Source organism: Aquibacillus halophilus (assembly GCF_009649745.1).
GTDB lineage: Bacteria > Bacillota > Bacilli > Bacillales > Amphibacillaceae > Aquibacillus > Aquibacillus halophilus.
This window is the reverse complement of record NZ_WJNG01000015.1, coordinates 237,899-253,321: the sequence shown is the minus strand read 5'-3', so window position 1 is coordinate 253,321 and position 15,423 is coordinate 237,899. Positions and strand designations below refer to the sequence as shown.

Genomic DNA, 15,423 nt, shown 5'->3' with positions numbered 1-15,423 from the left:
ATTGAAGAATAAAACCCATAGTGTCTAAGTTTCATGAGCATTTTTCCAATTAAAAAGGAGTGTTTATCCGCACCTTAGAATAGCTTTCTGTTCAAGAGTGAAATAAACCCCAAGAAACGTTTATTTCATGAAATATACTATTCATTAATTTGAAAATTTTATTGCGTGTCGTGTATTTCCAAGGCTAGTATAGTGTTGTAAATTGATAACTATACTTATAGGATGGTGAGTGGAGCGGAGGGCAGTCGACTCCAGCGGGAAAAGCGACGGCTGAAAATCCCGCAGGAAGTGGTATTCTTCCGAGGAAGTTGAAGCGTTGCCCGCGGAAAGCGACTGCCCGGAGCGCAAATCAACATAGCAGCCGATAGTGAAAAAAATCATCAAAAAGTTACGTCGGAGTCTATGGAAATTATGTCATAAATAAGAATCTTTAAGAAAACAGCCTTTAATTTAAAAAGTATGAGAAATAATTCATGAGTTTTATAACTAAGTTGTTACTTTTTAATTTGAAAAGCACTTCCTAATTCTTCTGATCGCTCTGCGGCACGCTTAATACATGCAATCAGTGCTTCTTGATAATTATATTTTTCTAAAATCTCCACTCCTGCTTGCGTTGTCCCACCAGGACTGGTTATGTTCTTTCTCAATTCTCTTGGAGTATACTTTGATGATTTAAGCATTTCTGCAGCACCTACAAGTGTCTGAATAATAAGTTCTTTCGCAATCGTTTCGTCCAATCCCGCTTCAGCTGCAGCTGCTTCCATAGACTCCACTGTATAATAAAAATATGCTGGGCCACTTCCTGATAAAGCTGTGATTGTATGCATATCCTTTTCATCAACTTTTGTAGTCGTTCCTATTGTTGAAAATAACAATTCTACCTGTTGGACATGATCAGAAGTAGCATATTTCCCTGCAGAAATTGCTGTAGCAGAATATCCAATTGTTGCTGAAGTATTTGGCATTGCTCTGATTACTGGGATCTCTAGTCCTAAGGCATCAGCTATATAACCAGTTGATACACCAGCTAGTACAGTAATAATTAATTGATTTAATTGAACATAGGGTTTTATATCATTAATTGCATCAGAGATGTCTGCTGGTTTCATCGTTAAAATAATTACATCTGCTCCTGCTATGGCTTCTTTTTTATCTGCATTACAGCTTATTCCATAGCTCTTACTTAAATAGTCTAATCTTGCCTTATTTGATTTGTTTGTCGCACTAATCTGATCTGGACGCAAAAATCCCTTTACAAGAATTCCAGATATCATAGCCTCAGCTATTGATCCTCCACCAACAAAAGCAACCTTCTCAAACATATCTTTTCCCTCCAATAATTTTTTAGGTATTAGGAAAACACCGATCAGTTCCTATTTTATAAGCGTGAATTTCTTTTTTCTTATGCTTTGCTAAAATACTATATGTCTTTTAGCCTAACAATAAATTAAAAACCCCACTTCATCCTTATAAAAAGGACGAAATGGGGTTGGGATTCCGCGGTACCACCTTGGTTAATATCTTTTCAAAAGATATTCTCTTGGTCCGATAACGCTCGGTTGGCGAACTAATTTTCACAAGTCAGCTCACAGGTAGGTTTCAATAATCTCTTTGTGATGGAATCTTACAGCCAATGAATTCCAATCTCTAACACTTGAGTATTATCTACTAGCCTGATCATTGCTTTTGCTTCTTTATATTTCTTCGTATTATGAAGTGATTTAGAACTAATGTCAAGTTCTATTTTGAATAGTTAATTTATTCTGCAGCTTTCTCCAAAACCAACTTATCATTAGTTTTATTATCTTGCTGATTACTCATACTACTTTGTCCTTCGAAAAACCCGCCTTCTTCAATAATAATAGATTTCATATTGATATTTCCCTGTAAATTTCCTTTTGATTCAATAGTTACTGTTCCAGAAGAATTTATATCTCCTTTAAGAATTCCAGCTACGATGATATTCCTACCACTAACGTTTGCTTCAACAATACCATCTGCACCTACAGTTAAATCACCTGAGCAATGAATTTCTCCTTGTACCTTGCCTTCTACACGCATACTACCTTCTGTTTTAATCAAACCTTCTAGTGTTGTTGTTGCACCAACGATAGTATCTAATTTTTCTATTTGTTTTTGTTTTTTATTCTTCATTATTTTACCTACCTTTTTCTATTCAGTTAAAACCCTGTCCATAAAAGTCATATAGTCATATGGATCAATAGGTATTTCATTATGTAAAACCTCATAATGTAAATGTACTCCTGTACTTCTACCCGTTGAGCCCATATGTCCAATAGTTTCGCCTTTTTTAACTTTTTGTCCTGTTTCCACAATTATTTCTGATAGATGTGCAAATCTTGTTTCTAATTCAGATGTATGTTTAATGATGATTGAATTACCATACCCACCATGTCGATCTGCAAAAATCACTTCACCATCTGCTGTTGCATAAATCTCTGTTCCATACGGCCCAGCGATGTCGATCCCAGTATGTGTCGAACTTCTTGCAGTAAAGGGATCAAATCTATTTCCAAATTTTGATGTAATCCGATCTGCATTTGCTGGCCAATACGTTGGTGTAAAGTTGAGTTTGGATTCAATTTCACTAAAATTTTCAATAGAGTTTTCATAGCTAGTAATTAGAGCTGGAACAGATTCACTTAACCTTTTATATCTATCAATTAAGGTCTCTTGTTTGCTAATGGGGAATAATGTTTGAGTGGTTATTTTTGAAGAGTTATCCGAGGAAACTTCTAAACCACCTACTGGACCTAAATCAGTCCGTCCAATTATTTGTTCTGGATTCATAGATGCAATCATATCCGCAAGTTCTTGCTCTAGTTCTTTTAGGTGTGTTACTTGTTTATTTAGTGCTGTAGCTTCTGCCTTATAATAGGATATATTATCCTCCATAGCTTCAATCTGTTTATCTGTTTCTGATAGTTTTAAGGTAAAGTTTTTGTTTTCTTGCTTTGTTTCTTTTAATATAGTTTGAGAAAAATACAGAGAGACAGATAAAGTAGCAAAAATAATGGCCACTATATATCCAGTTATTTTTGGTATTTTTAATTGGAATACACGTTTATTTGCATCTGAAGTAACTAAGATCGTCCATTGCTTGTGTTTCTTTTTATTTATCACTTAAATTCCTCCGGCATAGCTTTCTTCTACTCTTAGCTCTTCAACAGTACTTGTTATATTCCTTCTTTTTTCTACAAATAATTTTATATATTCTTATTTTAATACAATTGTATGGTCAATCTGCACTAAAATTTTCCTAATTAAAAGGCTAAAATAGTCAAATAGTATTATCTTGATTGTTTTTCTTAATATAATAAAATTCAATAAAAAAAAACTGCTATTAGATAGCAGTTTTTTGGTGATTTATAATCTCCAATTTCCTTATATGCGTATAAGTGGAGGAGGAGGAGGGATTCGAACCCCCGCGGGCGATGAAGCCCCTGTCGGTTTTCAAGACCGATCCCTTCAGCCAGACTTGGGTACTCCTCCGTGACTAACGACAATATTAACTATATCATTTTGAATATGCCATGTCAATAGTTTTTCATATTAGCCTCTTTTTGCTAAGAAGAGGCTAATTAGTTTTATTTAATTACTTCAATTGCACCCATATATGGACGAAGCACTTCTGGAATAACCACAGATCCATCTTCTTGTTGATAGTTTTCCAAAATAGCAGCTACAGTGCGACCAATTGCTAAACCAGAGCCATTCAACGTATGCACAAATTCGGGTTTACCTTTTTCTTCTCTTCTAAAACGAATTCCTGCTCTACGGGCTTGAAAAGATTCAAAGTTAGAACATGAAGAGATTTCTCTATACGTATCGTTACTAGGAATCCAAACTTCGATGTCATATTTTTTGGCAGCAGTAAACCCTAAATCCCCAGTACACATACTCATCACACGATATGGTAACTTTAACAATTGCAAAACCTTTTCAGCATTGCCTGTTAACTCTTCTAAAACCTGATAAGAGTCTTCAGGTTTAACAAACTGCACTAACTCTACCTTGTTAAACTGATGTTGACGAATTAACCCGCGGGTATCTCTTCCTGCAGAACCCGCTTCGGAACGGAATGAAGCACTAAATGCTACATACTTTTTAGGTAATTCGCTGCCTTTTAAAATGTCATCTCGGTAGTAATTTGTTACCGGAACCTCTGCTGTAGGGACTAGAAAGTAATCCCAGTTTTCTATTTTAAATGCGTCTTCTTCAAACTTAGGTAGTTGCCCTGTTCCTATCATGCTTTGTCTGTTCACCATATATGGAGGAAGCATTTCTTGATATCCATGTTGGTCAGAGTGGAGATCCATCATAAAATTCATTAATGCTCTCTCAAGTCTTGCACCAAGTCCCTTGTAAAAAACAAAACGGCTACCAGTAACCTTAGATGCACGTTCAAAATCTAAAACATCAAGACCTGTTGCTATATCCCAGTGTGCTTTCGTTTCAAATGAAAATGTCGGAACATTGCCCCACTGTCTAACTTCTACGTTGTCATCTTCACTTTCACCAATTGGAGCACTTTCATGTGGAATATTCGGTATCGACAATAGCAATTGCTCTAAGTTTTCTTCTACTTCTTTTAATTCTGTATCAATAGTCTTTATCTTTTCACCGACTTGGCGCATTTCTAAAATTAAATTGTCGGCATCTTTTTTCTCTTTTTTAAGCAAAGATATTTCTTGTGATACTTCATTTCTTTTTGCCTTTAATTCTTCTGTTTCTGCAATTAATACTCTTCTTCTTTCATCTAAATCACCAAAAGTGTCTAGGTCAGACAAATCTTCTCCTCGATACTGCAGTTTCTCTTTTACTTCAGAAAAATTTGAACGTAAATATTTCATATCTAACATAGCTTTTCCTCCTTATCTACTTAAAAAAAACAAAAAACTCCCATCCCTAATAATATTAGGGACGAGAGTATATTTTCCCGCGATACCACCCTTATTGAAGATATAAACATCTTCCGGCTCACATTAGTAACGGTTTTAACCGGGTATGCTTAAAACTAAACACACCAGCTCTAGGATGGATTCACAGAATTCTTACACCGATTCACACCAATTCATCGGCTCTCTTAAGAAAGATATACTGTTACTAATTCCTATCAATGCTTTTTGTCCTATATTATTATATAGAATAGCTAAAAATGATTTACGATGCAAGTTCTTTCTTTGCATTTTCCACCATTTTCACAAAATATGCTGTTAAACGATGATCTTCTGTCAGTTCTGGGTGGAAGGCACAACATAAATAATGACCCTGCTTTGCAGCAACGATACTGTCTTTAAACGTAGCCAATACCTCAACATCGCTACCTACTTCAATTACGTATGGTGCTCGAATAAAAACAGCTTCAAAGTCTTCTGCAACACCTTGAATATTTAATGCAGTTTCAAAACTCTCTTTTTGTCTACCAAAAGCATTGCGTTCTACTTTCATATCCATTAGCTGTAGGTGAGAATGTTCTTGACCAATGATATCAGTTGCTAACAAGATTAAGCCCGCACATGTACCAAAAATAGGTTTTCCTTGTTTGCCAAAATTTTTTAATGCATCAAAGAAGTCATATTTATCGATAAGACGGCGCATAGTTGTGCTTTCTCCACCTGGTAGGATTAAGCCATCTATTTCATCTAGTTGTTCTTTTTTCTTAATTATTAGTCCTTCTGCACCTGATGCTTCCACAGATTTAATGTGTTCGCGAACAGCTCCTTGAAGTCCTAATACACCTATTTTGATCATAAAATCTATCTCCTCTTAAGTATTACCAACCACGATCTTGCATGCGTTGTTCAGGAGCTATAGTACTTATTTCAATACCCTTCATAGCTGTACCAATACCTTTTGATACTCTTGCAATTAACTCATAATCTTGATAATGAGTAGTTGCTTCTACAACTGCTTTAGCAAATTTTGCAGGATTATCTGATTTAAAAATACCGGAACCAACAAATACACCATCTGCTCCTAGTTGCATCATTAATGCAGCATCCGCTGGAGTAGCAATTCCGCCTGCAGCAAAGTTTACTACTGGTAAACGGCCCAATTTTTTAATTTCTAAAAGCACTTCATAAGGTGCACCAAGGTTCTTGGCAAAAGTCATAATTTCATCCTCAGACATGCCAATTAATGTCCTAACCTGAGCCTGTACCTCGCGCATATGACGGACAGCTTCGACAATATTACCTGTACCAGGTTCACCTTTGGTACGTAACATTGAAGCACCCTCTCCTATACGACGAGCAGCTTCACCTAAATCACGACATCCACAAACGAAAGGAACAGTGTAATCACGTTTATTTAAGTGATATACCTCATCCGCTGGTGTTAATACTTCACTCTCGTCAAGATAATCAACACCCATTGCTTCTAATACACGAGCTTCTACGATGTGACCAATACGGGCTTTAGCCATTACTGGAATCGAAACGGCATTCATAACGTCCTCAATAATTGAAGGGTCCGCCATTCGTGCAACACCACCAGCAGCACGAATATCTGAAGGTACTCTCTCTAACGCCATTACCGCAACAGCACCAGCTTCCTCTGCAATCTTCGCTTGTTCAGCGTTAACAACGTCCATAATGACGCCACCTTTTTGCATTTCAGCCATTCCTCGTTTAACTCGATCTGTACCTAAATTTGACATAGTGTAACCCTCCTATATTTACGTTAGAAACTTATAACATTATTATTTAATGTCACAGCTTTTCATATTCTAATTTATTATTATCAAACAGGATTATAAGTTGATTTAATAAATTAATTCAGTATTACCCAATATTGTATCTTATTTATAAAAATTTCCCAACTATTTTAAATCAAATTAAAACCAACCGGTTATCGTATCAGTAATACTTTTAAAAATATTACTAAAGAAATCACCGATAGACCCAATAGTTAGAACAAACCAGTTTGCTTTTTCAATTCCACTTGTCGTCACAATATCAACAGGTTTTACAGAACTAGTATTGTTAATGTTTCCATAGTCAATATCACCATTATAAGTGACTTCCATCGTTCCTACTTTTGCTCCCTTTTCTATCGGTGCGGTTAGTGCTCCATCTTCATTTAATAAATCAGGATCGAAATTATAGGTGACACTATAGCTTTCTGCCTCGCCATTTTTAACTACTGTGCTTATTGGCTGATTCGTGGATATTTCTACTTGTTCTTCTTTTCCTTTAACAACTGGTAGAATCGATTCACCTTCAATTTGGTATCCTTCTGGATAAAGTTCCTGTTTACTAAATTGTGAAAACCCATAATCCAGCAATTTCTTTGTTTCAAGGAATCGAGCTTGCTCACTTTCAGTTCTCATTACTACAGAAATCAATCGTGTACCATTACGTTCAGCTGTTCCTGTAAAACAATAACCTGCTTTATCTGTGTGGCCTGTTTTTAGGCCGTCTAATCCTTCATACTCATATATTAAACCAGGTACCATATAGTTCCAGTTATCGAACTCTATTCCTTCAAACATAATAGATTCTTGCTGTGATATTACTAATGTTTCCGGAAAATCACTAATTAATTTTTGTGCAAGTATTGCTGCATCTTTAGCAGACATTCCATGTTCACCATCGATATTCGGTCTGAACTCTTCTGGAATTTCATCTATTGGATAACCACTGCTTGTTCTAAAATGTGTATTTTCCATTCCGAATTCCTGAGCTTTTTGATTCATCATTTTTACAAACTCAGTTTCACTACCTGCTATATGTTCAGCTAAGGCCACAGACGCATCATTTCCAGAAGCTACTGCTACACCTTCATATAAATCTCCAACTGTGTAGGGTTTTCCTGCCTCTAAATAAACCCTTGATCCACCATGTGTACCCATCCAAGCTGCATATTGACTAGCGATAACTTGTGTATCATTTGTTATTCTACCCTCTGCTAATGCTTGGCTAACTAAGTATTCCGTCATCATTTTCGTCATACTTGCCGGAGGTAATTTCATATCTGGATCTTTTGCAAATAACACCTTTCCTGTTTCAACTTCTACCAATATAGCCGACCCAGCTGAGACATCAAACGATTCTGCGTTTGTCTTCACCGGACTTATTATTAATGTTGTAAATACCATGAGCATCGACATAAGGATTAAAAAAGATGCTTGCAATTTTTGTATCAATTTCTCTACCTCCACCTATTAAATAGTTTGCATCTAAGCTATTTTATCACACCCTATCAAAATGTGGAACTTAATCTAGCAAGGACATTTTATGGAAATAATCTCGCTTCATTGTCGATTAAATACTACAAATAGTAAAGGATCCTAGACAGCAAATTTTAGGATCCAAAAGGATGTTTTATAATTTTTCACCGTTTGTTTCAATCACTTGCTTATACCATTTAAAACTCTTTTTCTTAAATCTATTTAAATCCCTCATGTCATTTTCATCCCGATTCACAAAGATAAAACCATATCGTTTTGTCATCTGACCACTAGAGCTTAATATATCTGTAGCACCCCAAGTAAGATAACCAAAAATATCTACGCCTTCTTCCATAGCTAGCTTCATTTGAATAATATGATCTCTTAAATATTCAATTCGATAGTCATCTTCTACTGTATTGTTTTCGTTTAACTGTTCTTTAACACCAATTCCATTTTCTGTAATGAATATGGGAAGCTTATAACGAGAATACATGTCCTTTAAAGCAACTCTGAATCCAATTGGGTCGATTGTCCAACCCCATTCACTTTCCTTAAGATATGGATTTTTAGTGATACCAGCAGTTATCCCTTCTTCATCCGTAGCTTGTACCGTATGGCTTTGATAATAGCTAATGGATAGATAATCAACTGTATTCTCTTTTAACAATTGTTCATCTTCATCTTGAAATGTTGGCATAATGCCTTTCTTCTTTAAGTCACTTGTTACATATGTAGGGTATTCACCACTTGCAAATACATCAAAATAAAAATCATTAAGAAGTTCTTTTGCCTTATAGTTTGCAATAACATCCTCAGGTTTAGGGGTCAATGGGTACGTAGTAAAATAAGTAATCATACCAGCCATTTGTCCACCTGGTATAATTTCGTGCAATGCCTTTGTTGCTTTTGCATGAGCTACAAAAGCATTATGAGCAACTTGATATCTTAATGCTTCTGAATCTTGATTTCTTGTTACACCCCAATACTCTGGCTTTAATAAAACTAGATTCTGTTCATTAAATGAAAGCCAATAGTTCACTTTATCTTTGTATCGCTCAAATACAGTTCTTGCATAGTTTTCAAAAAGATCAACAACTTTTCTTGAAGCAAATCCATTGTATTTCTCAGCTAAAGGAAGTGGTAAGTCAAAGTGGCAAAGAGTAATTACAGGTTGGATACCACTCTCTATCATATAATCAAATACCTTATCATAGAATTGTAGGCCTTCTTCATTAGCCTTTCCTTCTCCATCCGGAAAAATTCTTGACCAAGAGATACTTGTTCGATAGGCATTAAAACCCATTTCTTTAAATAAATCAATATCTTCTTTATAACGATTATAAAAATCAACAGCTACTTTCCAATCAGAATAACCTTCAGGAATTGGTCTTACATCAACAGTGGAAGGACCTTTCCCACCTTCATTCCATGCTCCTTCTGTTTGAAATGAAGTAACAGCTCCTCCCCATAAAAAACCTTTAGGAATTATATTTCTGGATTGATTCATGAAAAAATCCCCTTTCAATGCTTTTTACTTACGATGTAAGAACCTTTTTCATCGGCTTGGCTATAGTGTACAAGCTTAAAATAAAACTAAACCGTTCTAATGACAAACCTAATCTCACCATAAGTTGTCCATTCAAATAGTAATGTCTGTTTCAAAAATCTAATATATGACACAATATCTATAGATTTCAACGTAACTGCTATGTGATTTCTGCTCCGGGCAGTCGCTTTCCGCGGGCAACGCTTCAACTTCCTCGGAAGAAAACCGACTTCCTTGAAAAAGGAAAACACTTTTTCTGCGTGCGATGTATCGCTTCCGAAGCGTTTTCTTGTCCTGCAGGATTTTCAGCCGTCGCTTTTCCCGCAGGAGTCGACTGCCCTCCGCTTCAATCACTAGCATATTTGTGTATTCAAACACAGCACTATACTAACGAAAAGAATTTACAGATAATCCTCAAAAATACAAGCGAATTTTTTTTGTGCGAGATGTAGCGCTGTTGAATCATTCCTCGTCATACAAAAGGGAAGTCCCTATTTCCATAGGACTATTATTACGGTGGTAAAGTTTTTAAGTTAATGAGTAGTTAATTTGAAATAAACGTTCCTTGGAGTCACATCTCAATTGAAAGAAAGCTACTCTGAGCTTCGGAAAAATGCGACACTCCAATGGGAAAGGAACAGTCTGAAGACCCCGCAACGAGCGTTTTTTCTCATGAGGAGGCTGAAGCGTTCCCCATGGAAAGGGAGTGTTTTTCCGGAGCGATGGATGATCACTCGTCCTATAAAGGATGGGGTACAGTCACGACAAAGTTACGTCGCATTTTCCATCAATAGTAACAAACGATAAGAAAGGGTCTTTCAAAAGGTTCACCTTGATTATGATGGAGGACTTACCACAATGTTCGAACCCTTCATCAAGCCTTTGTTCATAATCTATAAATTATTATCATGAACTATCATTATTACTATCTTAAGTATATAGTTTTGATGTTTAGAAAACACTAACTACATGGTAATTTTCATATTTAGAAAATGCCTTATCCTAGCCAATCTATTTCATCAGTAGTGAGAAGAAAGCAATTTGATTTCAAGAAATCATTCTCATATTTCTTGCTACACATCATAGGATGCCTACTTTCAAAAAATACACCCTTTGGAATGTACTGTTTAGTAGTCTTTGCTTCATTTCCCCACAAAAACCATTTAACATCTGGTCTATGTTTAGAGATATAGGTTACTACTTGCTCTGAAAATTCTTCCCAAATATGTTTGTGACTATTTGCTTTACCGATCTCACAAGTAAAAGAAGTATTTAGAAATAAAACTCCTTGTTTCTCTAAAGAAGAAAACCATTCATCCGGTGATTTTATTGGAAAAATTCCATCATTTATATCTATCTTAATAGTATTGAAACTCCTAATATGATCATAGCTAGTAATTCCAAAATAATTTTTATGGAGTAGACGAATAATATTTTTAATAGATACCTGCCTAAAAGATTGATCCCAACTGACTAAACCTCCAACTTCGAAGGATCTGCCTGTCGCAACTCCTTTAGCCGGGTACACATCCTGTCCTAACCAAATTACTTTTATGTTATTAAGGTCAATCGTTAGGAACCTCAATATGTTTGCAGGGTTAGTTGGATTAAAGTTCTCCCCTATTTGTTTTTCGATTTTTTTTAATTCATTTCTTATATCCATCGTTAAGAAATCATTCCATGAAGGATGTGTATTACCGGGAATTAACATACAATTTTTCCTCCTTTTTAAAGTAGAAGGACTGAATCCTTATCTTTAGGATTCAGTCCTTTATGTTTGAATTAAAGTGAATAGTTTGGTGACTCCTTCGTTATTTGTACATCATGAGGATGGCTTTCTCTTAATCCAGCACCCGTCATACGAATAAATTGAGAGTCATTTCGTAGAACATCTAAGTCCTTTGCACCACAATAACCCATACCAGATCTTAAACCACCTAATAATTGGTGAATGGTATCTGCTAGTGGACCTTTATAGGCAACTCTTCCTTCAATTCCTTCTGGAACTAATTTCTTTGTTTCCTCTGTTTCTTGGAAATAGCGGTCTTTAGAACCTGATTTCATCGCTGCAACAGAACCCATACCTCGATATACCTTATATCTTCTACCCTGGAAAATTTCTGTTTCTCCAGGACTTTCTGTAACACCGGCAAATAAACTACCAAGCATTACGGCATGTGCACCAGCTGCTAGGGCTTTTGCTATATCGCCTGAATACTTAATACCGCCATCGGCAATAACAGGGATACCATGTTTTTCTGCTTCAGTTGCACAGTCGTTAACTGCAGTTATTTGAGGAACACCAACTCCTGCAACTACCCGTGTTGTACAAATAGAGCCTGGTCCAATTCCTACTTTAATAATGTTGGCACCAGCTTCAATTAGTTCTCGAGTTGCACTAGCAGTCGCAACATTACCAGCGATAATATCAATTTCAGGATACTTACCCCTTACTCTCTTAACTTGGTCAAGAACACCTTGCGAATGCCCATGCGCTGTATCAATAACAAGCACGTCTACACCTGCATCAACCAGCTTATCAATTCTTGTCATCGAATCAGCAGTTACCCCAACGGCTGCTCCAGCTAATAATCTACCTTGGGAGTCTTTTGCTGAATGAGGAAATTCGATAACTTTTTCGATATCTTTTATAGTGATTAACCCTTTTAATACACCCTTATCATCTACAAGTGGAAGTTTTTCAATTTTATGTTTTTGTAGTATTTTGGCTGCCTCTTTTAATGTTGTTCCTACTGGTGCAGTTACTAGATTTTCGCTTGTCATCACTTCAGAAATTAAGATTGAATAGTCCTCAATAAATCGTAAATCTCTGTTAGTAAGTATCCCTATTAATACTTGTTCCTCTTTATTATTTACAATAGGCACCCCAGAGATTCGAAATTTACCCATTAAGTGTTCAGCATCAAAGACCTGGTTGTCCGGTAAAAGAAAAAATGGGTTAGTTATAACGCCGCTTTCAGAACGTTTGACCCGATCAACATTCTCAGCTTGTTCTTCAATTGACATATTTTTATGTATAACACCTAATCCACCTTGACGAGCCATTGAAATTGCCATCTCAGCTTCTGTTACTGTATCCATTCCGGCACTAATGAAAGGAATGCTTAGTTTGATTTTATTAGAAAGTGTGGTTTTTACCGATACATCCCTAGGTAACACATTTGATTTGGCGGGCAAAAGTAAAACATCATCAAATGTCAGTCCTTCTTTCCCAAATTTATCTTCTCTCATCAATATCCTCCTTGAAAATGAAATGGTTTATATAAAGTTGGTTAGAATAAATACAAGTTATAAAAATAGTCTACTCACGCTTATATTTACTTCTATCACTAATAAAAAATTCTATTGTTATTTACAATACGATATCATGCTATCTTTTTCAACCTTTTTTCTTTATTCAACTAAAAGATAACATTGGTATATGATAGTAACTTGTTTTTTCCAAATGAATAGCTATCTATGAAGAACTTATAGAAGGGAATTGTTCTATGTTTCAACAGGACATTTTAGATTTTCTTGTTTATTTAAAATCGGCTCATACATCACAAAGGTTTTTACAAAATTGTTACCTTCAACAAAAAATCCCAGAACCAGAAAAAAGGAGTTATGAAAATAGTTATCGTTTTTTATATTATCTAGAGCATGGGCAAACACTCTATCAAACAGGAATGAACTCCGCGTCTGCAGTAAAGCCAATTTTATATTTTTATGGGATGGTTCATTTGTTAAAGGCTTGTCTGCTAACCAAACGTCCAGACTATCCTGAAAACACTTCTATGCTTTCACATGGGGTATCGACGAGGAAACGAAAAAAACAACAATATGCTTTTTTAAATGACGAAGTGAAAATCCAACATAAGGGATTGTTTCCATACTTCACCAAACATTTATTCGAAATTGATCAACTACCTTATCAAAAGATTGATATGAGGGAGCTGCTTGTCACTATTCCCGAACTAAATGACCTCTTTTTCCACTATAAGGGACAATATGAATTAGTTAAAATAGGGTATTTAGGAAATGTAGAATTAAATTTCCCAATATCTTTGTTAGATAGTTACCACCTAACAGATACTAGTTTTATTAGTAAATTAACTAATCACATTTCAGAAATAGAAAACAAAGTGGTTGATAAGGATAAGGTTACAATTACGCTTTCTAAGCCCTTATCTCCATCAGCCAAGGGGCCTTTTTATTTTCATGCTATTGACGAAACCTTTTATCTTCCACAGAACAGAAACTTTTTTTCATCAAATCACGAGATAATGAACCATTATTTATTACTATATAACCTTAGCATGATTTCCAGATATGAAACGGAATGGTGGGGAGATCTACTCCACACTCTTCCAACAGAAGATTATCCATTTATTCAACAATTTTTAACTGTTACATCGACAAAAGTACCAACTTTATTGGGACATTATCTTTTGAGACAAAACAAAGGATTAGGCTAATCTGATTAGCTTAATCCTTTGTTTCTCAACTTAATAGTTCCTCAATATGAAGATTCCTGTTGGCTTTCAGTGAAATAATTTGAGAATTATCTTCTAATTTAATCATTGGTCTTGTAGGAAGATTTGGTTCAATAAATACAATTTCTCCTTTTTTACCATTTGATAACTGCACTCTAGTCCCAATTGAAAAACTTGTTAAGTTTTCTATGAATGTTTGTAAAATCTCATGATCAAATTTAGCAAATTGATCTTGGATCATTTCTTCTATTACTTTAAATGGTGATTGTCTTTTTTGATAAATCCGTTCAGAAGTCATCGCGTGGTATGTATCTACAATAGCAAGTATTCTTGCATACGGGTGTATTTTATTTTTTTCTACCCCTAAAGGATAACCTGAACCATCTAAGCGTTCATGGTGCTGAAGTATTGCTAACTTAACACCAGTTGAAAGAGAAGGAACCTTCTCTACTAACCGGTAAGAATATGTTGGATGTTTCTTAATCTCCTCATACTCTGGTAAAGTTAACGTTCTTTCTATACTAAAAAGATGTCTATTAATTTTAGCCATTCCACTATCTGCAAGTAAACCCGCTAATCCAACCTGGATCCATTCTTTTTTAAAGTTTCTTTTCTTTGCTAGAAATGCAGAAATAAGGGCAATAGAGATACAATGGTGAAAAAAGTAATCCTTTTTTGAAGAATATTGGTGCAATAAATATAAATTTAACCCTACTTGGTCAATTTGATCAAATAACGGAAAAATTAACTTTCTAACTTGGTTAATATCAAGGGTTGCGCCACTCTGCCAATTAAGAAATAATTTTTTATAACCTTCTACTGCATTTATATAATAATCATAGAATGAATAACTACTATGTCCATCATTTGAATCGATTGGATTTTCTTTTTTGTAAGCATCTTCTTTTTCTAGTTCTTTCGGAGAAAAAGGAATACCAGTATTTAGTCGATCAGAAACCTCTACATTTTCTATCAAAAACTTTGTTAATACCAGCACATGTTTGTCGTTAATGATAGTATTTTTAGGGATGATTGGGTAAATTGTTTTTCCCATTACATCCTTAGTAATTAGACAACCAGGAACTAACTGTTTAGGATGTACCAGCATCCAATCCACCCCTTACTCCTCTATCTATAATCGATTTAAACCCCCACATATAGCAGGGGTTTTACATTGTAAAAAG

Annotated in this window: 13 protein-coding genes, 1 tRNA gene and 2 other annotated features; of the genes, 1 reads left to right on the top strand and 13 read right to left on the bottom strand. The window is 35.3% G+C overall.

Annotation, left to right across the window (positions count from 1 at the left end; translation table 11 throughout):
• Nucleotides 1–494 precede the first annotated feature (494 nt).
• The 12 genes from proC to guaB form a co-directional block, all read right to left on the bottom strand.
• Nucleotides 495–1,322 (bottom strand): pyrroline-5-carboxylate reductase, encoded by an 828-nt coding sequence (proC, locus tag GH741_RS17425; RefSeq protein ID WP_153738023.1) that lies wholly within the window; start codon nt 1,320–1,322, stop codon nt 495–497.
• Nucleotides 1,323–1,471: 149 nt separating this feature from the next.
• Nucleotides 1,472–1,690 (bottom strand) — a binding site (T-box leader).
• Nucleotides 1,691–1,758: 68 nt separating this feature from the next.
• Nucleotides 1,759–2,154: a bactofilin family protein gene (locus tag GH741_RS17420; protein ID WP_153738022.1), complete on the bottom strand. Its 396-nt coding sequence runs from the start codon at nt 2,152–2,154 to the stop codon at nt 1,759–1,761.
• A gap of 18 nt (nt 2,155–2,172) precedes the next feature.
• Entirely contained in the window at nt 2,173–3,144 is a 972-nt protein-coding gene (locus GH741_RS17415) for a peptidoglycan DD-metalloendopeptidase family protein (RefSeq protein WP_153738021.1), read from the bottom strand.
• Nucleotides 3,145–3,420: 276 nt separating this feature from the next.
• Nucleotides 3,421–3,513: transfer RNA gene (locus tag GH741_RS17410), tRNA-Ser, on the bottom strand.
• A 95-nt stretch (nt 3,514–3,608) separates the two neighbouring features.
• Complete coding sequence (gene serS / locus GH741_RS17405; protein WP_153738020.1) at nt 3,609–4,883, bottom strand: serine--tRNA ligase; 1,275 nt, start codon at nt 4,881–4,883, stop codon at nt 3,609–3,611.
• A 54-nt stretch (nt 4,884–4,937) separates the two neighbouring features.
• Nucleotides 4,938–5,150 (bottom strand) — a binding site (T-box leader).
• Nucleotides 5,151–5,184: 34 nt separating this feature from the next.
• Nucleotides 5,185–5,775 carry a pyridoxal 5'-phosphate synthase glutaminase subunit PdxT gene (pdxT, locus tag GH741_RS17400; protein ID WP_153738019.1) on the bottom strand — a complete coding sequence of 197 codons (591 nt, stop codon included), beginning with the start codon at nt 5,773–5,775 and terminating at the stop codon, nt 5,185–5,187.
• A gap of 22 nt (nt 5,776–5,797) precedes the next feature.
• A complete protein-coding gene (pdxS, locus tag GH741_RS17395; RefSeq protein ID WP_153738018.1) occupies nt 5,798–6,682 on the bottom strand; it encodes a pyridoxal 5'-phosphate synthase lyase subunit PdxS in 885 nt (294 codons plus the stop codon).
• Nucleotides 6,683–6,859: 177 nt separating this feature from the next.
• Nucleotides 6,860–8,170 (bottom strand): D-alanyl-D-alanine carboxypeptidase family protein, encoded by a 1,311-nt coding sequence (locus GH741_RS17390; protein ID WP_240795549.1) that lies wholly within the window; start codon nt 8,168–8,170, stop codon nt 6,860–6,862.
• Between the two features lie 178 nt (nt 8,171–8,348).
• Entirely contained in the window at nt 8,349–9,704 is a 1,356-nt protein-coding gene (locus tag GH741_RS17385) for a glycoside hydrolase family 1 protein (RefSeq protein ID WP_153738017.1), read from the bottom strand.
• Between the two features lie 86 nt (nt 9,705–9,790).
• Nucleotides 9,791–9,994: a hypothetical protein gene (locus GH741_RS17380; protein WP_153738016.1), complete on the bottom strand. Its 204-nt coding sequence runs from the start codon at nt 9,992–9,994 to the stop codon at nt 9,791–9,793.
• A 746-nt stretch (nt 9,995–10,740) separates the two neighbouring features.
• A complete protein-coding gene (locus GH741_RS17375) occupies nt 10,741–11,454 on the bottom strand; it encodes a uracil-DNA glycosylase (RefSeq protein WP_153738015.1) in 714 nt (237 codons plus the stop codon).
• Nucleotides 11,455–11,525: 71 nt separating this feature from the next.
• Nucleotides 11,526–12,995 carry an IMP dehydrogenase gene (gene guaB / locus GH741_RS17370; RefSeq protein ID WP_153738014.1) on the bottom strand — a complete coding sequence of 490 codons (1,470 nt, stop codon included), beginning with the start codon at nt 12,993–12,995 and terminating at the stop codon, nt 11,526–11,528.
• A gap of 257 nt (nt 12,996–13,252) precedes the next feature.
• On the opposite strand from guaB, the gene GH741_RS17365 reads away from it, so the two are divergent.
• Entirely contained in the window at nt 13,253–14,221 is a 969-nt protein-coding gene (locus tag GH741_RS17365; protein ID WP_153738013.1) for a YaaC family protein, read from the top strand.
• Nucleotides 14,222–14,246: 25 nt separating this feature from the next.
• Here the strand turns inward: GH741_RS17365 and GH741_RS17360 are convergent, their stop codons facing one another.
• Complete coding sequence (locus GH741_RS17360; protein ID WP_153738012.1) at nt 14,247–15,347, bottom strand: HD-GYP domain-containing protein; 1,101 nt, start codon at nt 15,345–15,347, stop codon at nt 14,247–14,249.
• Nucleotides 15,348–15,423 lie beyond the last annotated feature (76 nt).